The 25,487-nt window shown below is 75.6% G+C and carries 10 protein-coding genes; all 10 read right to left on the bottom strand.

Annotation, left to right across the window (positions count from 1 at the left end):
* Positions 1 to 45: 45 nt before the first annotated feature.
* The 10 genes from PT931_RS21880 to PT931_RS21835 all read right to left on the bottom strand — a co-directional run bounded on the left by PT931_RS21880 (position 46) and on the right by PT931_RS21835 (position 25,347).
* Entirely contained in the window at positions 46 to 4,002 is a 3,957-nt protein-coding gene (locus PT931_RS21880) for an SAV_2336 N-terminal domain-related protein (protein WP_456247628.1), read from the bottom strand.
* Positions 3,999 to 4,943, bottom strand: coding sequence for an AAA family ATPase (locus tag PT931_RS21875; protein ID WP_456247627.1), 945 nt, complete (start codon positions 4,941 to 4,943; stop codon positions 3,999 to 4,001). The genes PT931_RS21880 and PT931_RS21875 overlap by 4 nt, the downstream gene beginning before the upstream one ends.
* A gap of 11 nt (positions 4,944 to 4,954) precedes the next feature.
* A complete protein-coding gene (locus tag PT931_RS21870) occupies positions 4,955 to 6,715 on the bottom strand; it encodes a VMAP-C domain-containing protein (protein ID WP_456247626.1) in 1,761 nt (586 codons plus the stop codon).
* Positions 6,716 to 6,719: 4 nt separating this feature from the next.
* Positions 6,720 to 7,037 (bottom strand): CU044_2847 family protein, encoded by a 318-nt coding sequence (locus PT931_RS21865; protein WP_456247625.1) that lies wholly within the window; start codon positions 7,035 to 7,037, stop codon positions 6,720 to 6,722.
* A 118-nt stretch (positions 7,038 to 7,155) separates the two neighbouring features.
* Positions 7,156 to 8,499: a condensation domain-containing protein gene (locus tag PT931_RS21860; protein WP_456247624.1), complete on the bottom strand. Its 1,344-nt coding sequence runs from the start codon at positions 8,497 to 8,499 to the stop codon at positions 7,156 to 7,158.
* Positions 8,496 to 8,783, bottom strand: a complete 288-nt coding sequence (locus tag PT931_RS21855; RefSeq protein WP_456247623.1) for a phosphopantetheine-binding protein — start codon at positions 8,781 to 8,783, stop codon at positions 8,496 to 8,498. The genes PT931_RS21860 and PT931_RS21855 overlap by 4 nt, the downstream gene beginning before the upstream one ends.
* Complete coding sequence (locus PT931_RS21850; protein ID WP_456247622.1) at positions 8,780 to 11,923, bottom strand: non-ribosomal peptide synthetase; 3,144 nt, start codon at positions 11,921 to 11,923, stop codon at positions 8,780 to 8,782. Before PT931_RS21850 ends, PT931_RS21855 begins: the two co-directional genes overlap by 4 nt.
* The gene (locus PT931_RS21845; protein WP_456247621.1) at positions 11,920 to 13,458 is read right to left on the bottom strand and encodes a class I adenylate-forming enzyme family protein; all 1,539 of its coding nucleotides are present in this window, start codon (positions 13,456 to 13,458) and stop codon (positions 11,920 to 11,922) included. The genes PT931_RS21850 and PT931_RS21845 overlap by 4 nt, the downstream gene beginning before the upstream one ends.
* The gene (locus PT931_RS21840) at positions 13,455 to 18,827 is read right to left on the bottom strand and encodes an amino acid adenylation domain-containing protein (RefSeq protein ID WP_456247620.1); all 5,373 of its coding nucleotides are present in this window, start codon (positions 18,825 to 18,827) and stop codon (positions 13,455 to 13,457) included. Before PT931_RS21840 ends, PT931_RS21845 begins: the two co-directional genes overlap by 4 nt.
* A complete protein-coding gene (locus tag PT931_RS21835) occupies positions 18,820 to 25,347 on the bottom strand; it encodes an amino acid adenylation domain-containing protein (protein WP_456247619.1) in 6,528 nt (2,175 codons plus the stop codon). The genes PT931_RS21840 and PT931_RS21835 overlap by 8 nt, the downstream gene beginning before the upstream one ends.
* Positions 25,348 to 25,487: the final 140 nt, after the last annotated feature.

Here is a 25,487-nt window from a genome sequence, read left to right as displayed (position 1 = left end):
GCCGGAAGGGGCGGTGCCTGCGGACCGGCGAAGGTCCGCGCGTGATCAGCGGCGGTGGTACGCCGCGTTGTGGGCGAGGGCCAGGTCCCACTCCTCCGACGAGGCCGACCAGCCGAACGCCAGTCCCCGTCGGCGCAGGTCCGGGGCCAGGCACCGGGCGAGCTCGCTGACCAGCACCACGGGACCGGCGCCGGGGACGCCCTCGGAGAGCAGCGCCGTCATGCGCTCGGTCAACGGGAATCCGGACGGGCTGGCCGCCGCGTCCCCCGACAGGGCCACGAGCAGCGCCTGGTAGCCCGGTCCCGGCGGGTCCGCGCCCTCCAGGAAGCGGGCGTCGGGCGTCCGACCCGTCCACGGGGCGCCCATGCAGTGGTCCACGATCAGCACCCGGCGGTGGGCCGGGCTCTCGGCGAGCAGGCGGCGCAGGGCGTGGAAGTTGAGGGAGCGGCCCGAGGGGCGGCGCAGGGCGCTGCGGGTGTCGAAGGAGACCTCGCCCGCGTAGTACACGAAAAAGGTGTCCGTGGCCCGGGACGCGGCCCGGCGCAGGTCCTGCTCCAGGGTGGGGTCGTTGTCGCCGAGCCGCAGGACGCTGTCGGCGGCGAACACGCCGCCGGAACCGGTCAGCTGGTCGCTGAGCGCCGACAGGGCCTCGCGGACCTGCACGGCTGCTCGGAGCGAGCCCTGGATGTCGGGCCCGATCATGACGACCTGGGACCGGGCGGCGTCCGGCAGGTGCCGGCCGGTCGCGGGATCACCGGTGACGACCAGCCTGCCGGCCGCGTCGTGCTGGGCCTCGGCGAACGCCGCCTCCTCCTCGACGGACCGGATCTCCTCCAGGACGGGGGCGACCGCGTATCCGACGGCGCGCCCGCACAGCCCCCGCGCCTCTCGGAGAATGTCCGCGACGTACCCGACGTCGGGGGCGGACGGCGACAACAGGATCCGGGCCTTCGTCGTGAGCACCCTGGCCAGGTCCAGCAGGCTCTCCGACCCGGGGTCGGCGACGAGTCGCGCGCGGGCCAGGTCCTCCGCGAGGTCGACCGACGGTCCGGGCTCGTCGAACCCAGGTGCTGCCAGGCGGAACTTGGCGAGCTCGACCAGAAGACGGACCCGGGTCGCCTCCTCGACACCGGAGTCGGAGGTCGACAGGGTCAGAAGTTGCTCCGCCTCCGCCTGGGCGCGCCACGCTGTGGCACCGTCCTCCGCGGACCTCCCGGCCCACGCCAGGGTGAGCAGTGCTTCCGCCAGTAACCCGGCGTCGTTCCAGTACCTTTCCGCGCGCGCGTCGCGCAGCACCTCGACGGCGGAGCTCTGGCTGCCGAGGGCGTCCGCCCATCGACCCGCCCGCCCCTGGAACGCCGCCAGGCGCGCCAGGCTCCCGGCGTACTCCCGCCACAGCCCCGTACCGGCGAGCAGGCCCACCGCCCGGAGCTGCGCGGCGACGGCCTGAGACCGGTCGTCTCCACCGGTCTCCCCGCTCTCCGACGGCGTCTCCGTGCCGGCCGACGGCAGCTCGGCACGCTCGGCGAGCACGTCGGCGAGCAGTTCCCAGCTGGCTGGCACCTCGGCGTCGTCTCTCGTGGAGGACCAGGCCGCCGTGACCGCCCGGTCGAGGTCCGCCGGATCCCCGAGGACGGCGAACCGGCGCCGGAGCAGCCCGACCAGCAGGCCCCGCAACACGGCCTGTTCCTCGGGGCGGTCGATCATGTCGTACACGGCGAGCGCCCGGTCGAGGTCCCCGGCGTCACCCGTCAGCCGGTGCCGTTCCCCGAGCGCGACGCACAGGTACCCGCTCTGCCGCCGGCCGGGGACGAACCAGTCGAGGGTCCGGTCCCAGAGTTCGATCGCCTCGTCCAGGTCGGACAGGGCGGCGCGTCGGGCGCCCCGCACGGTCAGGGCCCGCGCGAGGTCCTGCACGGTGGCGAGGCTGTAGCGGTCGTCGGCGGTCGCCCGGCGCGCCGGTTCCCGGAGGAGCTCGATCGCCTCGTCCACGTCCTCCGGCCTGGCCAGCGGCGGATGAGTCAGCGAGTCGAAGGCCAGCAGCCGCCCCAGCCGTGCTCTGGCCGCCACGAGCCCGGCGCCGTCGGCTTCCGCCTTGACCGCCGCGCGGGCGGTGGCGATGACCTCGTCCATGCTGTGGCGGTTCTCCCCCGCCATGACCTCCTCCTCGAAAGCCTCGCTCAGGGTCGCCAGAGCCCCGGCGCGCGCTTCGGCCGGACCCTCCGCGATCACGGTGCGGCAGATCGACTCGACGTCCGTCAGCGCGTCCGTCCGGCCGAACCTCCGGGCCAGGACGAGGTGCAGCCGGGCCAGGTAGCCGAGGGCGAACCAGTGCGCGGGGCTCGCCGGGGGCGTGCCCTCCACCCGGTGGCGCACCCGGGCCACCGCCTCCGTGACGTCGTCCACGTCGGAGGTCTCCTCGGCCCAGCGCAGCACGTCGGCCAGGTCCCCCAGCGCCACCTCCGCAGGCGCGGTCGTCACCACGGCCGCCGGTACCCCGTGCACCCGGCGCCGGATCTGCGCCTCCACCCGGGCGAACGACCGGCTCCCGGCGGGCAGCCGCGCGGTCCCGTCGTCGTCGGCCGCGAGGACCGTGAACGCGGGGCCGGCCCGGTGCAGGTCGCGCTCGACCCGCAGGGAGACCCGGTCCCGCACCCGGTCGACCTCGTTGCGGCTCAGGGTGCCGAGGAGGAGGTCGCGGACGCCGGGGGCGAAGTCGTACAGCCGGTCGCCGCCGGCCGCCGGGGACTCGGCGCGCAACAGGCCGCTGAACATGAGCTCGGCGAGGTGCGCGGGGCGGGACTCCGGCAGCATCACCTCCTGGATCAGCCGGACCACGGACAGGCTGAGCGGCGCGGCCGCCAGGTACCCGGCGAGTTCGTAGGCGGTCGCGCTGGCCTCGGCCCGGAACCGGGCGACCCGTTCGACGGGGCCCAGGTCGGCCGGGGGTTCCTCGACGAGCATCGGCCCGGGGACGCCGGCGGGCAGCACCGACAGGTCCGCGGCGCCCTGGCCGGCGACGAGGCGGGCCCACGGGGCGAGCCAGTCGGGGCCGAGTTCGAGGACGGGTACCGCGACGGCGTCGGGGGGCAGGGAGCGCCAGCGCCGCTGGTACCCGGTGAAGGTCAGTCGGGTGTTGGCCGTGCCGGGTGCCGGGGCGTGCAGTCGGCCCCGGACGGGCGGCGCGGCGGTGCGCGACCAGAGGCGTTCGGGCAGGGGTTGCAGGATGGCCGTGGGGCCGGTGGCCGCCCAGCGGGCGAGGACGTCGCCGACGGTGCCGTCCCGCCAGGCCGCGCCCACGCAGTCGCTGAGGACGAGGACGAGTTGGCGTCCGGTGGGGTCGATGACGGAGGTGGGCGACTGGGTGCGGGCGTCGTCGGCCTGGTGGGTGGCGGACAGGCCGAGGGCGCCGCCGTCGGTGCCGTGCAGGTAGCGCAGCCGGACGTCGCGGAAGCCGCCGAGGTGCCGGAACAGGAGGTGCAGTTCGCGGGCGAGGTTCAGCCACAGCTGTTCGGCGGCGCCCACGTCGGCGACGAGGACGAGGTCCAGCCACCGGGCGGGGGCGGGCACGAGCACGGGGAGCCTGATGCCGGTCTCGGCGATCCGGCGCGCCGTGGCCTCCTCGTCGAGCCGCAGGTCCCGGGTGGACGGCACCCGGCGTTTGAGCGGCCGCAGGGCCCGCTGCACGGCCTGGGGCCCGGACAGGGCGCGGGCGGCGCGCACCCGGACCGGTCGGGCGGGCACGCCGTCGGGCTCGTCGTCGTCGATGTGCAGCGGAACCCGCTCCGGTCGGGTCGGCTCGGGTGTCCGGCCGGTGGGCTGCGGGGAGCCGGTGCCGCCGGGCGGGTCGAACGGCTCCGCGTCCGCCGGGACGTCCTCCCCGGGGGCCCCGGCGGGCGGCGGGCCGACCCGCGCGGCGAGCCAGAGGATCTCGGCGAGTTCGCGCCCGGTGAGGTCCACGCCGGCGGCGGCGAGGACCTCGTGCAGCCGTTCGACGGTCATGGCGTGTTGAGGTGGCGGAGGACGAGGTCGGCGAGGTGCTCGCGCGGGCCGTCCATGTGCCGGGCGAGGAAGACCGCATTGAGCAGCTGGTCGGTGGCCAGTTCGCCGCGTTCGCGGTGCTGGAGGAACTGCTCGATCAGTCCCGCCGCCGCGTCGGCCTCGGCGGCGCCGAGGTGCGCGGTGACGATGGCGGCGAGCCGGGCGTGGTCGGGCTGGGGCAGTTCGAGCCGGACGCAGCGGCGGAGGAACGCGGGTGGGAAGTCGCGTTCGCCGTTGCTGGTGAGCAGGACGACCGGGAAGGCGTGGCAGCCGACCCGGCCCCGGTCCAGGGTGATCGCCGGGCCGTCGTCGGCCGGGCGGATGGCGACCCGCGGGGTGCTGTCGGCGATCCGGGACAGTTCGGGGATCTCGAACTCGCCCTCCTCGAAGATGTCGAGAAGGTCGTTGGGCAGGTCGATGTCGCTCTTGTCGATCTCGTCGACGAGCAGCACCCGGGGCCGGGTGAACGGGGCCAGGGCGGTGCCGAGCGGGCCGAGTCGCAGGTACCGGCTGATGTCGGCGTCCCCGTCGCCGACCCGGCCGATGGCGTCGTAGCGGTACAGCCCGTCGGCGAGCGCGGACCGGCTGGTGATCGGCCAGCGCAGGACGGGGCCGAGCCGCAGTTCGTGCGCGACGGCGTAGGCGAGGGTCGACTTGCCGGTGCCGGGCGCGCCGGTGACGAGGAGCGGCCGGCGCAGGTACATCGCGGCGTTGACGAGCTCGACGGTCTCGGCGCTCGCCTGGTACGTGGTCGCCCGGGCCAGGTTGTGCGCGCCCCGGTCCTCGGCGACCGTGCCGGGCGAGGCGCCGCGGAAGTCCCGCCACGGCGGGGGTTCGGGCAGCCCGTCGATGCCGTCGTGCGGCACACCGGTCCCCTGGAAGATCCGCCAGTCCTGCGGCATCGGGTCACCTCTCACTGGACGTTCCTCATCAGGTTGCCTCCGGGACGGCGTCCCGGGTCGTCCCACAGCACGGCGAGGTCGGCCCCGTGGTGCCGGGCGTCGCCGGGTGCGGCGGCGGCCGCGTTGCGCAGGGCCCGGACGCGTTCGGGGACGTCGACGACGCCGTGGCCGGCGAGCCCGGCGGTCAGGGCGGCGTGGAACTCGGCGACGGTGCAGGCGTCGGGTCCGCAGGCCGTGCGGCGCCACAGGATCAGGGGTATCCCGGCGAACAGGCCGGCCTCCATCGCGGTGCGGGCCGGGGCGGAACCCACCGGGCCGGGCAGGACGAGGGCGAGCAGGCCCTGTTCGATCCAGGCGTCCATCTGTTCGTGGTCGCGGGCGTCGTCGCAGGCGACGAGGGCCAGGGCCTGGTCCAGGCCCTCCTGGAGGAGGCGTCGCCAGCGGCGCTGCCAGCCGGGGTGGTGCGGTTCCTCGAACCGTTCGAGGTCGCGGAGCAGCACCGGGTGCCGGGTGCCGAGCCGGGCCCAGGCGGCCTTCGGCCAGACCCGCCAGTCCTCGGCGGCGGTGTCCATCAGTTCCACGGGCAGGATCAGTTCGACCATGACGTTCTCGGCGCGGCCGGCGAGGATCGCGAGCTGGGCGGGCAGGTGCGCGCGCAGCCACGCCCAGGCGTCCTCGGCGGTGAGGGCCGCCCCGGGGCCGGGGACCTCGGTCACGTCGTCGACGGCGACGAACCGCCAGACCCTGATCTGGTAACGGGTGTGGTCGTTGCCCGCCGGCCGCAGGCACACCATCACCGAGGCGGCGTCGAGCACCCCGGACCGGTCGAGCCGGGCCGCGACCGCCGCGCCGACGTCGAGCCGGCCGGCGGTGGCGAACACCCAGTCCCGCAGCGCCCCGCGCGCCCCGCACAGGTCCGCCGCGTACGCGAGGGTGGGCAGCAGGCCGCCGGGCGGGTGCATCAGCTCGCCGAGGTCGTTGAGCACGTCCCCGGGCACGAGCAGCGGGTGCCGGGGGTCGCGGGCGAGCCGGCCGGCGGCGCGCAGGTAGCCGGGGGTGAGGTCCGGGGGGTGCGCGGCGGTGAGCAGGCCGCGCAGCCCGATCTCCTCGCTGCGCCGCAGGCCGCTGGCCAGGACCGGGTCGCCGGCCGGGTGCGGGGCCCGGGCGTGGTGGCGGTCGTGGGCCCGCCACAGGCGCGCGTACACCTGGGGGTCGAGGAGGCGCAGGCCCCGGACCGGGGTGGCCAGGCCGCCGAGCGCGGTCTCCTTCATCCGGGTGGCCTTCACGATGCCGCAGACGCCGCCGGTGGCCGTGTTGAGGGCCGGCCCGCCGGACATGCCGGGGGTGATCTCCGCGCCGGTGATCTGGAGCATCTCGCCGCCGTGGTAGTCCTGGGTGCCGCCGAACCGGGCGTCGGTGTCCAGGCCTGCGGGCGCGGCCTCGTACACCGCGGAGAAGCCGGCGAGTTCCAGGTCGGCGCGGCGCTCGGGGAGCCGGCCGTCGAGCCACACGCAGGGGTGCTCGGGCGGGTCGGTCAGTTCGAGGACGGCCAGGTCCGGGTACGGCCACAGCCGGCCGACCGTCGGGGCCGGCGACGCGGCGAGGACGACGGCGTCGTGCGCGTGCCCCGCCCACCGCACGGTCACCTTCGCGCCGACCTCGGCCCCGGACACGTGCGCGCAGGTCAGCACGAGGCCGGGGGCGACCAGGAATCCGGTGCCGACGCTCGCGCCCTCCTCGACGAGGACGACGTGGTCCCTCAGCCGCGACATCCGCTCAGTGCCCGGCCGGCGCTTCCGGGCGCTTCCAGGTCATGGTGACCTTGAGGGTGGCCGCGCCGCTGACGCCGGCCAGGGCCGCGACGACCCCGTTCTTGCCGGCGGCGAGTTCGAGGCCGAACTCCACGGTGGTCTCGTCGGGTGCGGCCTTCGCCAGGGCCGCCCGGACGTTGGTGGCCACGGAGTCGAGGGACTCGGCGAAGCCGCGCAGCGTGGTGGCGCCGGGGAGCAGGCCGACGTCGCCGGGTCCCGCGTCCTCGACGGTCGCCCAGATCACCTGGCCGTCGGGCATCTCCAGTTCCACCAGCTCGCGCACCTGCGTCACCCTCCATCGCGGACCGTCCACACCCACCGTATGCGCCGGGTGGCGCGCGGCGGTGTCACTGATCAGACAGAAGGGTACGCACCCGCTCCGACCGGGTGGCCGCCCGTCGTCACCGCCCGACCCAGGCCGGCAGCTCCGCGAGGGGTACGTCGCGGAAGGCCGCCTCCACCAGCAGCCGCTCCAACGCCCACAGGTACTCCTCGATCGCCTCGGGCGGCAGGTACGCGGTGTCCGCCGTCAGGGACACGCCCAGCTGGCCCGGCTCCCCCTCCACGTGCAGGCAGAACCGGCAGACCAGCTGGTCGAGCTGCTTGGACCAGCCGACGGTCGACTCGGCCATCGCGGCCCGGACCTCCGCCTCGGTGGGCGGCGCGCCCGAGAACCCGGCCAGGTCGGCGAACCGGACGTCGTTGAAGCAGCAGTACGGGTGCACGGGTTCGCCGCGTTCCTCGCTGATCCCGGCGACGGCCGCGTCGAGGGCGACCTGGTCGTACCGGGCGTGCCGGAACGACGTCAGGGCGGCCTGCCAGCCGGACCGGAGCAGCTCGTTGAACGTGGCCGTGGTCAGGTCCAGCACGAACAGCCCGTCCTGGGCGAGCGTGCTGACCATGTCGCGGTCGGCGGCGGCGAACCGGTTGTTGACGATCGGGGTCATCGCGCACACCGGGCGCCCGGTGACCGCCCCCACGAGGGCCGCCGCGGCCGTCATGAGCACCGTGGAGCTGCTCGCGCCGTACCGGGCGGCCAGCAGGCGCGCCGCGTGGTCGGCGGCCCGGGAGGTCAGCAGGGCGCACCAGTAGGGCCTCGGCCGGGGCTCGGCGCGGCGGTCGGTGAACATCGTGGGCGGTACCCGGCGCAGCCCGGTGGTCCAGTGCGCCAGGGCCGCGCGCCCCGCCTGCTGGCCGGCCGGGGACTGCTGTTCGGCGGCGAGGTCGAGGGGCTGGCGGCCGACGGGGGTGTGCAGGGCGCCGCGGACCAGGAGCAGGCGCAGGTCGCGGACGACCACGTCGGCGCCGTTGCCGTCGGCGGCGAGGTGGCAGAAGACGAGGACGACGGTACCCACCAGACCGTCCTTCGTCAGGAACGCGACCCGCAGCGGCCACTCGGCCGGGTAGTCGAAGGTGACGTCCTCCAGCCGGTCGCGGACGGTCTCGGGGTCCTCGCTGTCGTCGAGTTCGAGGATGTCGAGGGTGCCCCAGGCGGCGACGCGTTGCCGGGGTTCGCCGGCGGAGTCCTGGAACAGGGTGCGCAGGGACTCGTGCCGGGCGACGAGGGCGGCGACGGCCCGGTGCGCGGCCTCGACGGGTACCGGCGTGCGCAGCCTCAGGATCCTGCCGAAGTTGAAGAAGTGGTCGCCGGGGACGGTGCGCATGACGGCGTTCCAGATGGCGCGCTGGCCCCAGGTCAGGACGTCCTCGCCGGCCCGGTCGCCCCGGAACTCCACGGTGCTCACGACCGCCCCGTCCCGGTCCCGGCGGGCGCCGACTCCGCGCCGGCCGGATCCGTGTGCGCCGTGACGTGGGCGGTCAGGCCGTCGAGGGTGTGCAGGAACGTGGCGTCGGCGTCCAGGTCCAGGGACAGCCCGTAGCGGTCCTCCACGGCGTCCACGAGCCGAAGAATCGTCAGGGAGGTCACGCCGATCTCCGGCAGGCTGTCGGCGGCCAGTACGTCGGCGGGGCTCACCTCCCCGTCGCTGGCGGCGCTGACCAGGGCGGCGAGCTCGTCTCGTACCGTCATCGGTGGTCCTTCCGTTCGATGGCCGCGACGACCCCGGCGATGGTGGGGGTGTCGTAGAAGACGTCGAGGGCGACGTCGGCGCCGAGCCGTTTGCGGATCCGGGCGGAGATCTGGGTGATGCTCAGCGAGTGCCCGCCCAGGTCGAACAGGTCCTCGTCGGGGCCGATGCCGTCCACCCGGAGCACCTCCTGCCAGATGTCGCGGACCGCGTCGGTCAGCGCCGACCCGCCGGCGGCCGCCGCGACCGGGGCGTGGGCGGGGGCGGGCAGCGCGGCCCGGTCGAGCTTGCCGTTGGGGGTCAGGGGCAGCCGGTCCAGCGCGACGAACACGCCGGGCACCATGGCCGGGGGCAGGGCGGCGGCCACCCAGGCGCGCAGCTCCTCGGCCGGGACACCGCCCAGCGTGTACCCGACGAGCGTGTCCCCGCGCACCGCCACCGCCGCGCCGGTCACGCCGGGGCGGCCGAGCAGGCGGGCCTCGACCTCGCCCGGTTCGATCCGGTGGCCGCGCAGTTTGATCTGGTCGTCGAGCCGGCCGAGGAAGTGCAGGGTCCCGTCGGGGCGGCGTCGGGCGAGGTCGCCGGTCCGGTACAGCCGTTCGCCGGCCACGGTCGGGAAGCGGTCGGCCGTGAGGTCGGGTCGCCGGTGGTAGCCCCGGGCCAGGCCGGTGCCGCCGATCCACACCTCTCCGGGGGTACCGGGCGGCACCGGTCGCCGCTCGTCGTCCAGCAGGTGGACGGTCGTGTTCGCGAGCGGCCGGCCGATGTGGACGTCGTCGGGGTCGTCGACCTCGGCGAGCGTGGACCACACGGTCGTCTCCGTCGGCCCGTACACGTTGAGCAGCCGGCGGACCCGGGGCCGCAGCTCGCCGGCCAGCGCGGCGGTGAGCGCCTCGCCGCCGCACAGGGCGAGCAGGTCACCGCCGCGCAGGCCGGAGTCGAGGAGCAGCCGCCAGCCGGACGGGGTGGCCTGGGCGACCGTGACGTTCTCCCGCGCGATCAGCCGGGCGACCGCCGCGCCGTCGCGGGCGTCGGACTCCGGGACGAGGACCACGCGGTCGCCGCCGACGAGCGGGCCGAGGAGTTCGAGGACGGAGATGTCGAAGGACAGGGAGGTCCAGGCCAGCCAGGAGTCGCCGTGCACCGTGGCGCGGATCGCGGCGAGCAGGTTGGCGAGGGCGCGGTGCTCGATGACGACGCCCTTGGGGCGGCCGGTCGAGCCGGAGGTGTAGAGGACGTAGGCGATGTCGGCGGGCGTCACGTCGCCGGCCGTCCCGGCCTCCCGGCGCGGGTCCTCGTCGCGCCGGCCGACCGCGGAGGGGCCGGATCCCGGGCCGGTTCCGTCGGAGGGCGGGGAGGCCACGGGGTCCTCGACGAGTACGGTGCGGGTGCCCTCCCCCGGCTGCTGAGCGGAGTGCAGCGCCCCGGACGTGAGCAGGACCGGCGCGCCGGAGTCGGCCAGGATCAGCGCCTGCCGCTCGGCCGGATAGCCCGGATCCACGGGCACGTACGCCGCGCCGGCCCGCCAGACCGCCAGGACGCCGACCAGCAGGTCCACCGAGCGGGGCAGCCGGATCGCGACCAGGGTGCCGTTCCGCACCCCCGCCCCGCGCAACCGGTGCGCCAGGCGGCGGCTGGCCTCGTCCAGCTCGGCGTAGCTGACCCGGACGTCCCCGCACGAGGCCGCGGGGGCGTCCGGGGTGGCCGCGAGCTGCTTGTCGAACGCGTCGAGCGCCGTACCGAACGGCACGTCGACGGTCGGCCCGTGCCCGTCGGGAGCGCCGAGGTCCGTGGCACCGGACAGCGCCAGGTCCGACACCGGGGTGGTCGGGGCGGCCACGGCCGCGGTGAGGAGGGCGAGCAGGTCCGCGCCGATCCGGGCCGCCGCCGGCCCGTCGAGCACGTCGGGGTCGTGCCGCAGGCTCACCGCCAGTCCGGGCCGGTGGTCGAGGATCTGGAGGTGCAGCGGGTTGCGGGCCGCGCCGCAGAACACCATCCGGTCCACTGTGGCCCTCACGTCGGGGAATACCGGTTCGGGGCCCGGGGCCCGGTAGCTGACGGACACGTCGGCCATCGCGGACCGGGGGGCGAGCCGGCCGACGGCCCGGGCGAGGGGGACGGTGCGGTGCGGGTAGAGGGCGCGGAGTCCGGCGCGGGTGGCGGTGACCGTGTCGGCGAAGGGGGCGGCCGGGTCGACTGGGCCGGTGACGGGCAGTTCGTTGACGTACAGGCCGATCCGGTGGCGGTCGTCCTGGGTGCGGGTGGACAGGTCCACGGCGACGGTCGGCTCCGGGTCGCCGTAGCGCGCGAGGAGGGCCCGCACCGCGCCGAGCAGCAGCTCGAACCGGGTGACGCCGAGGGCGCGGGCCGCGTCGGCGAGGCCCCGGTCGAGCCCCGGGCCGATGGGGAGGTCGAGGGCAGCCCCGCGTCGGGGGCCGGACCGTGTTCCGCCGGGGCGGTGGCCGGGCAGCGCGACGGGCGCGGGCTCGCGCCACCGTCCGGCCCAGAACTCCCGGGCCGCCGGGAGCGGATCGCCGCCGACCGCGCCGTCCGGGCCCGGGTGGGCGCCGACCCCGGTATCCGAAGGGACGGCGGCGCTGTGCCCGGCCGTGGGACCAGATCCGGCCGGGAGTCCCGGCGTGGACGAGGCCGCCGGTCCGGGCACCGTGGCGGCGGCCCCGGCTCCCGCCCACGGCCCACCCGCGCGGTTCGCGTAGGCGGCGGCCAGGTCGGTCACCAGGACGTCCTTCGAGTGGCCGTCGAACACGAGGTGGTGCACGACCACCACCAGCACGTGGTCGTCGGCCCCCACGACCAGCGTGAACCTGGCCAACGGCCCGGTCTCCAGGTCGAAGGGCCGGGCGGTCTCGGCGGCGAGCACCGCGCCGGGGTCGGCGCCGGCGAGCAGGGCCACCCCGGGCGCGACCAGCGCGGGGACCAGGACCGGTTCGCCGTCCCGGTCGCGCAGGGCCAGCCCGAGGGCCGGGTGCGCGGCGGCGACGTCCCGGCAGGCCGCCAGGAGCGCGTCGGTGTCGAGGGGGCCGGTGAACCGGACGGTCAGGGCCAGGTGGTGGGCCGCTCCGCCGTACCCGGCGCGTTCGGTGATCCAGAGGCCGTGCTGGGCGGGGGTGGGGGTGGTCACCGTCGGGGCTCCCGTTCCGGTAGCAGAGTGCGGAGTTCGCGTTTGAGGACCTTGCCGCCGGCGTTGCGCGGCAGGGCGTCGAGGAGGAGCAGGCGGGTGGGGAGCTCGTGTTCGGCGAGCCGGTCGACGAGGAAGCTCCGCAGCGCGCGCAGCGTGATCCCCTCCGGCTCCGGGCCGGCTCCGGTGTCACCGGCACCGTCGGCCACGGAGGTACCCGCGCCGTCGTCGTCGGCCGTCGACGGGCGGGGCACGATCGCGGCCGCCAGGACCGTGCCGAGGACCGGGTGCTCGACGCCGAACACGGCCGCCTCCCCCACCTCGGGGTGCTCGTGCAGCGCGGCCTCGACCTGGAGCGTGGACACCTTGAACGCGCCGGACTTGACGACGTCGGAGTCCCGGTCGACGAGGTGCAGGTACCCGTCGGGGTCGAGGAATCCGAGGTCGCCCATCCGGACCCAGCCGGCCCGGAACACCTCGGCGGTCGCGTCGGGGTCGCGGTGGTAGGCGCGGGGCACGGGCGAGCGCAGCCACACCTCGCCGACCTGGCCGGCGGGCAGGGGCACCCCGTCGGGGCCGGCGATCCGCAGCGCCCCGGTGGCGGGCCGGCCGAGGGAGGTGGGCCGGTCGGGGTCGAAGACCATGGTGGTCTGGGCGGGGGCGGCCTCGGTGGAGGTGTAGTAGTTGACGATCGTCGCGTTGGGCAGCGCGTCGGCGAGTTCCCGGGCGACGGCGGGCGGCAGGGCGGCGGCGGTGGAGCCGAGGAGCAGGACGCTGGACAGGTCGTGGCGTTCGTGGGCGCGGGCGGACAGCAGTTCCATGGCCATCGCGGGGACGACGAACACGGACCCGACCTCGTACTCGGCGATCAGCCGGGCGAACCGGCCCGGGGTGAACCTGCCCAGGACCAGGGCGGACGCCCGGGCGTCGAGGGCGTTGAGCAGCATGTTCTGGCCGGCGTTGGTGCCGATCGGGAACGCGTGCAGGAAGTGCTCGGAGTGCCCGAGCGGCCGGCGGCGCGGGTCGGTGGCGAAGCCGTGGGTCAGGTTGGCGTGGGTGGCCGCGACCGCCTTGGGCCGGCCGGTGGTCCCGGAGGTGTAGAGCAGCTGGGCGAGGTCCCCCGGCGCGGGTTCGGGCAGCGCCCCGCCCGGCCCGGTGTCGAGACCCTCGAAGGGCAGGACCCAGAACGCACCTTCGGGGGGTACGAGGTCCCGCCCGTGCACCACCCCCACCGCGGCGCTGTGGTCGAGGACGTGCCGCACCTCGGCGCGCGCCGACCGGTCGTTGACGGGGACGGCCACCCCGCCGGCGGCGAGTACCCCGCAGTAGGCGACGGCGTAGTCGATCCACTCCCCGCCGGCGAAGGGCAGGGCGACGCGCTGGCCGGGCCGCAGTCCCCGGTCGAGGAGGGCGCGGGCGACGCTGGCGGACCGGGCGGCCCAGTCGGCGAAGGTCAGGGTGCGCGCGCCGTGCCGGACGGCCACCCGGTGCGGCTGTTCGGCGGCGCGGGCGGCCAGTACCCCGGGCAGGGTTCTCATCGGCGGCGCTCCGCGAGCCGGCGTTGCCGGGCCTCGAAGCCGACGAGGTCGTCGGGCCGGGCGTCGGGCACCTCGTCGTCGAACCGGGCGAGCGCGCCGGTCCGGCGGGAGACGAGGACGTGCACGGCGATGACGACGGCGAACAGGAGGTACATCAGGGCGATGCCCCGGCCGGCGCCGGTGCCGATCACGGCGCCGAAGGTGGACGCCAGGGACCCGTCGGGCGCCATCATGGGTTCGAGGAACTTGCTCGTGTACGGGGCGACGACGAGCCAGCCGACGGGCAGCGTGGACCAGGCGACGACGGTGTTGAGGGCGAACACCCGGCCGTGGAAGCGTTGCGGCACCTTGACGAGGACGATCGTGCCGTAGATGCCGTTGACGAGGGTGATCCACAGGCTCATGCCGAAGCCGCCGACCGCGATCACCCACACCGTGGGGCTGAGGCCGGTGACCATGCCGAACGCGGCCAGGCCGAGGGCGCACAGCAGCATCGTGGCCACCCGGCGGTGCCGCGGCCCGCCCCAGGCGGTCATGATCAGGCCGCCGAGGAACGCGCCGGCCCCCGAGGCGACGGCCACGTGCGAGACGTCCACGAGGGTGCCGAAGGACAGCACCAGCGGGGTGACCATGATGAACAGCGGGGCGAGCACGATGTTGAGCAGCGCGAAGAAGCCGAGGATGGCCCGGAAGCCGCGCTGGCCCCAGGAGTAGCGCAGGCCGCCCAGGATCTCCTGGCCGAGGGTCTCGCGGCGCCGCCAGGCCATGGTGCGCGGGAACCGGACCAGGCACACCACGGTCAGGGCGATCACGTAGCTGACCACGTCGAAGACCAGGATGCCGCCCAGGCCGATCCAGGCCATCAGGCCGGCCGCGCAGAGGGGTACCAGGACCGCCGACACGCCGCCGAACATCTGGAGCACCCCGTTGGCGTGCCCGAGGTACTGCTTGGGCACCAGTTGCGCCGTCGCCGACCCGTACGCGAGGCGTTGGAAGGTCAGCGACACGGACAGGCAGACGATGAGCGTGTACAGGTGCCAGATCTCGATGTTGCCGGTCCAGACGAGCACCCCGAGCAGCAGCTGCGTACCGCCGGCCGCGCAGTCGCCGACGATCATCACCTTGCGCCGGCTGATCCGGTCCACGACGGCCCCCGCGATCGGGGCGACGAGCAGCCCCGGCACGAGCCCGAGCGCGGCGAACAGGGTGAACTGGGCGAGCGACCCGGTCTTCTGCAGGATCCAGATCGGGATGGCGAACTCGGTGAGCGCCGAGCCGAGGATCGAGGCGAGCTGCCCGATCGCGATCAGCAGGAAGCGGCGCATGCTGGGCTGCGGCCCGGTGGGCACGACGGTGGAGGTCGAGTGCGACACGTCCTCGCGCCACCAGCCGGCCTCCTCGCCCCGGACCTCCCGGGTCAGGGGCACGTCGAGGTCGCGGTGCGCGGTGGTGACGATCTCGGCGAGCTCGGCGGCCCGGTACTTGAGGAAGAAGTGCCCCGCCTCCTCCAGGACGACGAGCGCCGAGTCGTCGGTGAGGAAGTGCCACTCCTTGAAGCGTTCCTGGTAGTAGTCGGTGGCGGGGTCGCGCTCGCCGGCCACGGCCACGATCGGGGCCTTCAGCCGGAACGCCTCGTCGCCGAACAGGCCGGTGAAGTACTCCTCGGCGTTGCGGGAGTCCTTGCGCATGTTGGTGATGATCTGGCGGGCCTGGGCGGGTTCGATGTCGCCCATGTCCACGCCGAGGGACGTGAGCCAGTTGATGTCGCCCTGGTCGGAGCGCAGGCCGTCGAGCTGGGCGATCGAGGACAGCCGGCTCATCACCCCCTTGGGCCGGGCGAACGGGAAGATCGCCCCGATGTAGACGGCGTCGAGTTCGCGGCCGGCGGCCTCCAGGCGGCGGGCGATCTCCACGGTGAGCGCGGAGCCGACCCCGCAGTGCCCGTACAGCACGAGGGGGCCGTCGACCTTGGCCCGGATCTCCTCGACGCACCGGGCGGCCAGTTCGTCGAACGGCACCGCCTGCTCGTCGAGCCCCACGTCGTGGCCGGGGATGGCGACGGAGAACAGCCGGTGGCCGGGCGGCAGGGCGTCGGCGAGGGGCTGGTAGACGACCGCGCTGCCGCCGCCGTAGGGGACGCACACGTAGCTGAGCTGGGCGGTGCGGGTCGGGCGGGTCAGTTCGTGCAGCAGGTCGCGGGGGCCGCGTTCGCCGTCGGGGACGTCCATGTACGCGGCCAGGTCGGCGATGGTGCGGTACCGGAACAGGTCCATCACGGACACGCCCGCGCCGACCTCCCGGCGCAGCCGCGCGACGACCTGGGTGGCGAGCAGCGAGTGCCCGCCGAGGTCGAAGAAGTCGTCGTCCACGCCGACCTTGTCGAGCTTGAGGATCGCGGCCCAGATCGCGGCGATCAGCGTCTCGGTGGGGGTGCGCGGGGCGGTGAACACGCTGGCGGCGTCCCGGCCGACGGTCGGGTTCGGCAGCCGGGCCCGGTCGAGCTTGCCGCTGGGCGACAGGGGCAGGGCCTCGACGGTGACGTACGCGCCGGGGACCAGCTGGTCGGGCAGCCGGCTCTTCAACGCGGCGCGCAGGTCCGGGCCGGTCGCGTCGCCGACGATCCAGGCGACGAGCCGGTCGTCGCGGACCCCGGCGGCGGCGTCGCGGACCCCGGGCAGGGCGCGCAGCCGCGTCTCCACCTCGCCGAGTTCGATCCGCATGCCGCGCAGTTTGACCTGGTCGTCGATGCGGCCGAGGAAGTCCACGGTGCCGTCGGGCCGCCAGCGGGCCAGGTCGCCGGTGCGGTACAGCCGGCCGTGCGGGCTCTCGACGAACCGTTCGGCGGTCAGTTCGGGGCGGTTCCAGTAGCCCCGGGCGAGGCCGACGCCGGCCAGGTGCAGCTCGCCGGGGACGCCGATCGGGGCCGGGTTGCCGCGCGCGTCCAGGACGTACACCCGGATGTTCTGGATCGGGTTGCCGATCGGCACCCTCGACAGGCCGGCCAGAGCCTCCGGGGTGCACTGCCACGCCGTGACCTCGACGGACGCCTCGGTGGGGCCGTAGAGGTTGTGCAGGGCGGCGGGCAGGGTGTCCAGGCAGCGCAGGGCCAGGTCGACGGGCAGTTCCTCGCCGCTGCAGATGATCCGGCGCAGCGAGGTGCACTCCCCCGCACCCTCCGTGTCGAGGAACAGGGCCAGCATGGATGGCACGAAGTGCGTGACCGTGACGCCCTCGGAGGCGATGAGGTCCCGGAGGTAGTCGGGGTCGCGGTGCCCGCCGGGCCGGGCCAGCAGCAGCCGCGCGCCGCTGATCAGGGGCCAGAAGAACTCCCACACCGACACGTCGAAGCTGGCCGGGGTCTTCTGGAGCACGGTGTCCGCGCCGTCGATCGGGTGCTCGCGTTGCAGCCAGTGCAGCCGGTTGACGATGCCCCGGTGGGTGTTGACGACGCCCTTGGGCCGGCCGGTGGAGCCGGAGGTGTAGATCGAGTAGACGGCGGAGTCGGCCGTGGCCAGGTCGGGCAGCGCGGCGCCGTCGCGGCGGGAGCCGACGGCCAGGTCCTCCAGGTACAGGGTCGTCGGGCCGGTCAGGGTGCCCTTGCGCCGGGTGAGCAGCACCGGGACGGCCGCGTCCTCCAGCATGAAGGCCAACCGCTCCGGCGGGTACTCCGGATCCAGCGGCACGTACGCGCCACCGGACTTGAGGATGCCCAGCAGCCCGGCGACCAGTTCCACGGACCGCTCGGCGGAGATCGCGACCAGCACCTCGGGGCCGACCCCGAACAGCCGCAGCCGGCGGGCGATCCGGTTGGACCAGGCGTCGAGTTCGGCGTAGGTGAGGGTGCGGCCCTCGCACTGCACGGCCACCGCGTCGGGCGTGCGGGCCGTCTGGGCGGCCACGAGCCCGTGCAGGGTGGCCGTGTCGGGGAACTCGGCCGTGGTCGCGTTGAACGTGTCCAGGGTCAGGGTCCGCTCGGCCGGGGTCATCAGGTCGAGGTCCGCGACCGGGGTCGCGGGGTCGGCGACCACGAGGCGCAGCAACCGGTCCAGGTGGCCGGCCATCCGCTCGACGGTGGCCGCGTCGAACAGGTCCACGTTGTACGTCAGCGACACCGACAGCCCGTCGGCCTCCTCCGCGACGTACAGCTCCAGGTCGAAGCGGGTGGCCGCCGCCCGCCAGCCGTAGCCGCTGACCGCGAGCCCCCGGGTGCCGGTCCGCCCCGGGTCGGCGTAGTTCTGCACCGCGAACAGCACCTGGAACAGGGGCGAGCGGGCCGGGTCCCGGGGCAGCCGCAGCTCGGTGACCAGCTGCTCGAACGGCAGTTCCTGGTGGGCGTACGCGTCCAGCGCCGTCTCCCGCGCCCGGCCCAGCAGGTCGGCGAACGTCGGCTCCCCGCCCAGGTCGCACCGCACGGCGAGGGTGTTGACGAACATGCCGACCAGGGGCTCGACCTCGCGGTGCGACCGGCCGGCGACCGGGGTGCCGACGGCGAAGTCGGTGCTGCCCGAGTACCGGCCGAGCAGGGCGCCCCACGCGGCGAGCAGCGTCATGTACAGCGTCGCCCCGTGCGCGCGGCCCAGGTCCCGCACCCCCTCGGTGAGGGCGGCGTCGACCGTGAACCCGTGCGCGGCCCCGACGTACGTCTGCTCGGCGGGCCGGGCCCGGTCCGTGGGCAGCGCCAGGGGTTCCAGGCCGGTGAGCTGGGCGCGCCAGTAGTCCATGTCGCCGGCCCGGTCGGCGGTCCGGCCGCGCTGCCAGGCCGCGAAGTCGCCGTACTGCACCGCCGGCTCGGCCACCGGGGACGGGTCGCCGGCCGCGAAGGCCGCGTAGTCGGCGAACAGCTCCCCGGTCAGCACGTCCACGGACCAGCCGTCGCAGGCGATGTGGTGCACGGTGAGCACCAGGACGTGCTCCTCGGGGCCGAGCTCGACCAGCAGGGCGCGCAGCACCGGCCCCTCGGCGAGGTCGAACGGCTCCTCCGTCTCGGCCAGCACGCGGGCGTCCGCGTCGCCGACCGCCCGGCGCAGCTCCACGCGCACCACCGGCTCGACGTGCGCGACGGGCACCCCGTCCTCCGTCGCCGGGTACCGGGTCCGCAGCACCTCGTGCCGGGCCACCAGCGCGTCGAGCGCCCGGCCGAGCGCGTCGGCGTCCAGCGGCCCGCCGAGCCGGCGCACCACGGGGATCGTGTACGCCACGGTCCCCGGCGCGAGCTGCTCCATGAACCAGACCCGCTCCTGCGCGTACGACAGCGGCGGGTTCCCCGGCGCCCGGCGCGGAATGCCGTCGGCCACCGCCGTACGGGCCCCGTGCAGTCGCCGTTCCAGCAGCGCGCGTTTCGCGGCCGAGAGCGCGGACACCTCAGTCATGCGGTCCTCCCTGGAGCAACAGCTCCGCCTCCTCGTCGGAGAGCGCTTCGAGCTGGGCGACGATCAGGGCCTCGACTTCGGCGGCGAGCCCGGCGACGGTGGGGTGGGCGAACAGGGTGCGGACCGGGACGTCCAGCTCGGCGGCCCGCAGCCGCGCGACGACCCGCACGGCCAGCAGCGAGTGCCCGCCGAGCGCGAAGAAGTCGTCGTCGGCCCCGATGTGGGCGAGCCCGAGCACCTCGGCCCAGATCCCGGCCACCAGGTCCTCGGCGGCCGTCGCCGGGGCCCGCCCGGGGGCCGGCGGCGCGGGCGCGGGCAGGGCGCGGCGGTCGAGTTTGCCGTTGCGGGTCAGCGGCAGCCGGTCCAGGGTGACGAACGCGGTGGGGACCATGTGCCCGGGCAGGGTCGCAGCGAGGTGCGCGCGCAGGTCGGCGTGCGGGGCGTCGCCCACGACGTACCCGACGAGCGCGCCGTCGCGGACCGCCGCCACCGCGCCCCCGACCCCGGGGTGACCGAGGAGCCGGGACTCGATCTCGCCGAGTTCGATCCGGTAGCCGCGTACCTTCACCTGGCCGTCGATCCGGCCGAGGAAGTCGAGCTGGCCGTCGCGGGTCCAGCGGGCCCGGTCCCCGGTGCGGTAGAACCGTTCGCCGCCGAGGGTGACGAACCGGGCGGCCGTCAGCTCGGGCGCGCCGAGATAGCCGTCGGCGAGGCCCGGACCCCCGACCCACAACTCGCCGGGTACGCCGGGGGCGGCGAGCCGGCCGTCGTCGTCCCGTACCGAGACGGTGGTGCGGGCCAGCGGCCGGCCGATCGTCGGGCGGACCCCGTCGGGCGCCCCGTCCGCGCGGGGCCCGGTCAGCTCGGCGGTCGTGGCGATGACGGTGACCTCGGTCGGTCCGTACGTGTTCACCAGGCGGACGTGCGGGAACCTGGCCCGCCACGCGGCCACCGCCTCCCCCTGCACGGCGTCCGCGCCGAGGAGCACGAGCCGCAGCCCGGGCGGCCAGGCCACGGCGTCGAGGTCGGCGACGAGTTCGTGCCAGTACGGGGTCGGCAGGTCCAGGACGGTCACCCCGCGGCCGGCCGGCGAGGCCAGCAGCTCCGGCAGGCCGGTGCCGCCCTCGGGGAGGGTGAGCAGGGCCGCCCCGGCCGCGAGCGCGGGCCAGACCTCCTCCACATGGGTGTCGAAGCTGATCGACGCGAACTGCGGGACCCGGTCGGCGGGGGTCAGCCCGTAGTCGTCGACCATCCAGGGGATCCGGACGGCCAGGGCCGCGTGGCTGACGACGACGCCCTTGGGGCGGCCGGTGGAGCCGGAGGTGTAGATGACGTAGGCGAGCGGACCGGGCGCGCCGCCGGACTCCTGGTCACCGGACGTCGCCGCGTCGGGGGGCAGGGTGCGCGGGAACCGGGTGCGTTCGCGGGTCACGACCAGGGCGGCGCCGCTGTCGGCGAGCATGTGGTCGAGGCGGTCGGCCGGGTAGTCCGGGTCCAGGGGCAGGTAGCCGCCGCCGGCCTTCCACACCGCGACGAGGGCCATGATCTGGTCGGCGGACCTGGGGAGGCAGACCCCGACGACGTCGCCGGCCCGCACCCCGTCGGCGCGGAGCGCCGCCGCCAGCCGGTCGGCGCGCCGGTCCAGCTCCGCGTAGGTCAGCACCCGGTCGCCGTCGTACACGGCCGGCGCGTCCGGTCGGGCCGCGGCGCGCTCCTCGAACAGCCCCAGCACGGAACCGCCCGGGTGCCTGTCGTGACCTGGATCCGCAGCACCGTCGGGTGTAGAGCCCGCGGCCCGCTCCTCCGGGTCCGGGTCGGGACCCGTGCCGACGGTGGTCAGCCAGGCGCGTTCGGCGGGCGTCGGATCGACCAATGTGGACATTCGGGCCGCCGGATCGGAGGCGACGGCCGTCAGGAGGCGCGCGTACCGGGCGGCCAGGGTCTCGGCCGTGGCGACGTCGAACAGGTCGACCCGGTACCCGAGGCTAAGGTTCAACGCGTCCGGCTCGCGCCAGGCCTCCAGGTCGAGGTCCGTCTTGACCGACCGGTACCCGGTGTCGAAGCCGTCGAGGACCACGCCCGCCGGGGGCTCCGCCGGCGCGCCGTTCTGGTTGTGCAGCACGAACATCGTCTGGAACAGGGGCGTGCGGCTCAGGTCCCGGTCGGGCCGCAGCCCGGTGGCGAGCCGTTCGAACGGGATGTCCTGGTGGGTGAACGCGTCGAGGACCGTCGCGCGGGTCCGGGCCAGCAGCTCCCGGAACGTCGGGTCCCCGGACAGGTCGCCGCGCAGGACGAGCGTGTTGAGGAAGTACCCGATCATGGGTTCCAGCTCGACCCGGTCCCGGCCGGCGACCGGCGAGCCGACGCAGATGTCGTCCTGGCCGGCGTGCCGGGCGAGCAGCGCCTGCCAGGCGGCCAGCAGGAGCATGAACAGGGTGCAGCCCTCGGCCCGGGCGGCGGCCTCCAGGTCGGCGGCGAGGCCCGCCGGCAGGTGCAGGCCGACGGTGCCGCCCGCCGAGGCCGGCTGCGCCGTCCGGGGCCGGTCGGTGGCCAGGTCCAGGACGGGCGGGTCCGCGAGCTGCGCCGACCAGTAGGCGAGTGCCGCGCCGTCGGGCCCGGAGCGCTGCCAGTGCGCGTGATCCGGGTACTGGACCGCCAGCGGCTGCTTCGGCTCCCGCCCGCCGAGGTGGCCCAGCAGCTCGTCGAGGAACACGTTGACGGACACCCCGTCGGCGACGATGTGGTGCACGACGAGGCACAGCACGAAGTCGTCCGCGCCGAGCCGCAGCGCGCTGACCCGCAGCAGCGGCCCCGTGGCCAGGTCGAAGACCCCGTTGGTCCGCTCCGCGACGAGCACCCGCGCCCGCCGCTCCGCCGCGGACTCCCCGGCGGGACCGGCCGCCTCCTTCGCCGGACCGGCCGTCTCCCCTGCCGGACCGGCCGTCTCCGCGCCGGGACCGTCCGGATCCGCACCGGTCGGACGGCCGCCGCCCTGCCCGGCGTCGGGCGGGCCGCCCTGCCCGGCAACCGGCGGCCCGGTCACGTCGAGACGTTCGGCGCGGAACGGGCCCGGCGGGTCCACGATCGCGAGGGGGCCGTCGGGGCCCGCCACGAACCGGGTCCGCAGGCTCTCGTGCCGGGCGACGATCGCGGTGAGCGCCCGGTCCAGCAGGTCGAGGTCGAGCGGCCCGCGCCACCGCCGCGCCGCGCACATCGTGTACGCGGGATCGCCCGGGTCGAACTGGTCGAGGAACCACAACCGCTCCTGCCCGTACGACAGCACCGGGGCCGCGTCGGCCGGCCGGACCCGGAGCGGCTCCGCGCCGCCGGCCAGCCCGTCGACCACGGCGGCGAGGCTCTCGAGGGTGGGGTGCGCGAACAGTACCCGGATCGGCACCTCCCGGCCGAGGGCCGCCCGGAGCCGGGCGGCGACCCGGACCGCGTGCAGGGAGTGCCCGCCGAGCCCGAAGAAGTCGTCCCCGGCCGCGACGTCCGCCGCGCCGAGGAGTTCCGCCCAGATGCCGGCGACCAGCACCTCCGTGGGGGTGGCCGGCGCCCGGCCGGCGGGGCGCGGCCCCGGTGCCGGCAGCGCGCGGACGTCGACCTTGCCCGCGGACGTCAGCGGCAGGGCGTCGACCAGGACCACGGCCGAGGGCACGAGGTGCGCGGGCAACCGTTCCGCCGCGAACTCCCGCAGCTCCGCCCCGGTCACGGCGACCCCGGCAGCCCGCCCGGTGCCGGACAGGGCCGCACCGTTGACGGCCGGCCTGCTGGACACGGCCGCACCGTCCACGGCCGGAGCGTCGCCGCCGGGACCGGATCCGGCCGGTCCCGGCGCGGCCGCCACCACATAGGCCACCAGGGACCCGTCGCGCGCCACGACCGCCGCCCGGGCCACCGCCGGGTGTTCCCGGAGCCGGGCCGCCACCTCGCCGGGCTCGACCCGGTGTCCCCGGACCTTCACCTGGTCGTCGAGCCGTCCCCGGAACTCCAGCTGCCCGTCGGACCGCCACCGGACCCGGTCCCCCGTGCGGTAGTACCGCTCGCCGCCGATCGTGGTGAACCGCGCGGCGGTCAGTTCGGGGTCGTGCAGGTAGCCGTCGGCCAGGCCCGCTCCGCCGAGGTACAGCTCCCCCGGCGCCCCGGGCGGCACGACCCGACCGGCCCCGTCGAGGACGAGCACCCGGCTCCCGGCGAGCGGCCGCCCGATCGCGGGCCAGGTCTCGTCGGGCGTGGGCGTCCCGGTGTCGCCGGGGGCGTCCGCGCGCACGCTCCCCCCTCCCGGACCGGGGTCACGGGAGCCGTCGCCGGGCGCCGGGTGCAGGTCCGTGGCGGTGGCGATGATCGTGGCCTCGGTCGGGCCGTACGTGTTGACCAGGCGGATCCCGGGGTGCAGCCGCCGCCACCGGGCCACGGCCGTCCCGTCCGCCTGTTCCCCGCCCAGGATCACCAGGCGCAGCGCGGCGGGCCAGGCGACGGTGTCGGGGTGCGCGACGAGTTCGTGCCAGTAGGCGGTGGGCAGGTCCAGCACCGTCACGTCGGCGAGCCGGGGCAGCGCGTCGGTCAGGGTGCGCGCGCCGTCGGGGAGCAGCACGACGGTGCCGCCGGCGGCGAGGGTCGGCCAGATCTCCTCGGCGTGGGTGTCGAACGCGACGGACGCGAACTGCACGACCTTGTCGTCCGCGGTCAGCGCGTAGCCGGGGACCATCCACGCGACCCGGGCGGCGAGCGCGGCGTGGCCGACGACGACGCCCTTGGGCCGGCCGGTGGACCCGGAGGTGTGCAGGACGTACGCGGCCCCGGCGTGCCCGCGCCGGCCGCCGACGGGTCGGGCGCCGTCCCCGGTGAGCAGGGCGGCGACGCCGGTCGCGGCGATGATCTCCGCGCGCCGGCCCGACGGGTGCTCCGGGTCGAGGGGCACGTACCCGGCACCGCACCGCCACACGGCCAGCAGCGCGGGCACCAGGTCCAGGTTCCGGGGCAGGCACACCGCCACCAGGTCACCGGGGATGACCCCGGCGGCGCGCAGTTCCCCGGCGAGGGTGTCGGCGCGGGCGGACAGCTGCGCGTAGCTGAGGGTGATCGCCCCGCACCGGACGGCCGGGCGGTCGGGGTGCCGGCGCGCGGCGAGCGCGACCAGCTCCGGTACCCGTCGATGCTCCGGAAGGTCCTCCCCCTCGCCCCAGGCCGCGAGCGCGTCCACTTCGGACGGCACGAGGAGCGGCAGCGCGGACATCCGGGCGTCGGGGTCGGCGAGCACGCCGGCCAGCAGCAGCTCCCACCGGTCGGCGAGCGCGGCGACGGTCCCGGGCAGGAACAGGTCGGTGCTGTAGGCGAAGCCGACGTCGAGCCGGTCGGGGCTGACGAACACGTCGAGGGACAGGTCGAACTTCACGTGCTGGTCGCCGGGGTCGGCGTCGGTGCCGGGGAATCCGGGGCCGGCCCGGCCGCCGAACAGCCGGGCGTCCACGTCGGCGTCGGTGCGGTGGAAGCCGAACATGGTCTGGAACAGCGGGGTGCGGCTCGGGTCGCGGTCGACGCCCGGCTCGGCGACGAGGCGCTCGAACGGCAGTGCCGGGTGGGCCATGGCGCCGAGGAACGCCGCCCGGGTCGCGGTCAGCACCTCCCCGAAGGTGGGGTCGCCGGCCAGGTCCGTCCGCACGACGACGGCCGAGGTGAAGTACCCGATCAGGGGTTCGAGGTCCTCGTCGTCGCGGCCGAGCACCGGGGTGCCGACGCACAGGTCGGTCTGTCCGGTGTGCCGGGCCAGCAGGATCTGGTACGCGGCGAGCAGCACCACGAACGGCGTGCACCGCCGCTCCCGGGCCAGCCGGGCGACGGCGTCGAGGGTGCCGGCCGGCAGGGTCCGGTGCACGAACGCGCCGCGCGAGGAGCGTACCGGCGGGCGGGGCAGGTCGGTGGGCAGGTCGAGGACGGGCGGGTCGGCGAGCCGGGCGCGCCAGTACCCGAAGGAGGCTTCGTCGTCGCGGTCCCGTTCGGCCCGGGCGTGGTCGGTGAACCGGACGGGCAGCGGGTCGGGGGTGCCGCCGTCGTAGAGGGTGGCCAGTTCGCGGAGCAGCACGCCCATGGACCAGCCGTCGGCGACGATGTGGTGCACGACGAGGCACAGCACGTGTTCGGCGGGCCCGAGGCGCAGCACGGTGACCCGGAGCAGGGGTCCGGTGCCGAGGTCGAAGCGGGTGTTGGTGACTTCGGCGGCCAGGGCGTAGGCGACCGTCTCCCGGTCGGGGGTGCCGGTCAGGTCGACCAGTTCGAGGTCGACGGGGCCGGGCGGGGCGATCCGTTGCACGGGTAGGCCGTCGACCTCGGGGAACGTGCTGCGCAGCGGTTCGTGCCGGGCGGCGATGGCCGTGAGCGCCCGGGTGAGGGCGTCGAGGTCCAGCGGGCCGTGTACCCGGCTGACCTGGTTGATGTTGTAGGCCGGGTCGCCGGGGTCGAAACGGTCGAGGAACCAGAGGCGTTCCTGGGCCAGGGTGAGCGGAGCGGTCTCGTGCACCACGGTCGTTCCCCTCGGGTCGTCCGGTCGTCGACCTGAGTCACCGTAGGGCCTGCCGGAAGAAACAGTCAAGAGTCTTAACTAAAGATTCCGTCCACTGTCGACCGTGATATATCCACTATAGATCCATCAGCGTCACTGCA

The sequence above is a fragment of the Longispora urticae genome (assembly GCF_053902585.1).
The sequence above is the reverse complement of the archived record's forward strand: the minus strand, read 5'-3'. Positions and strand labels throughout refer to the sequence as shown.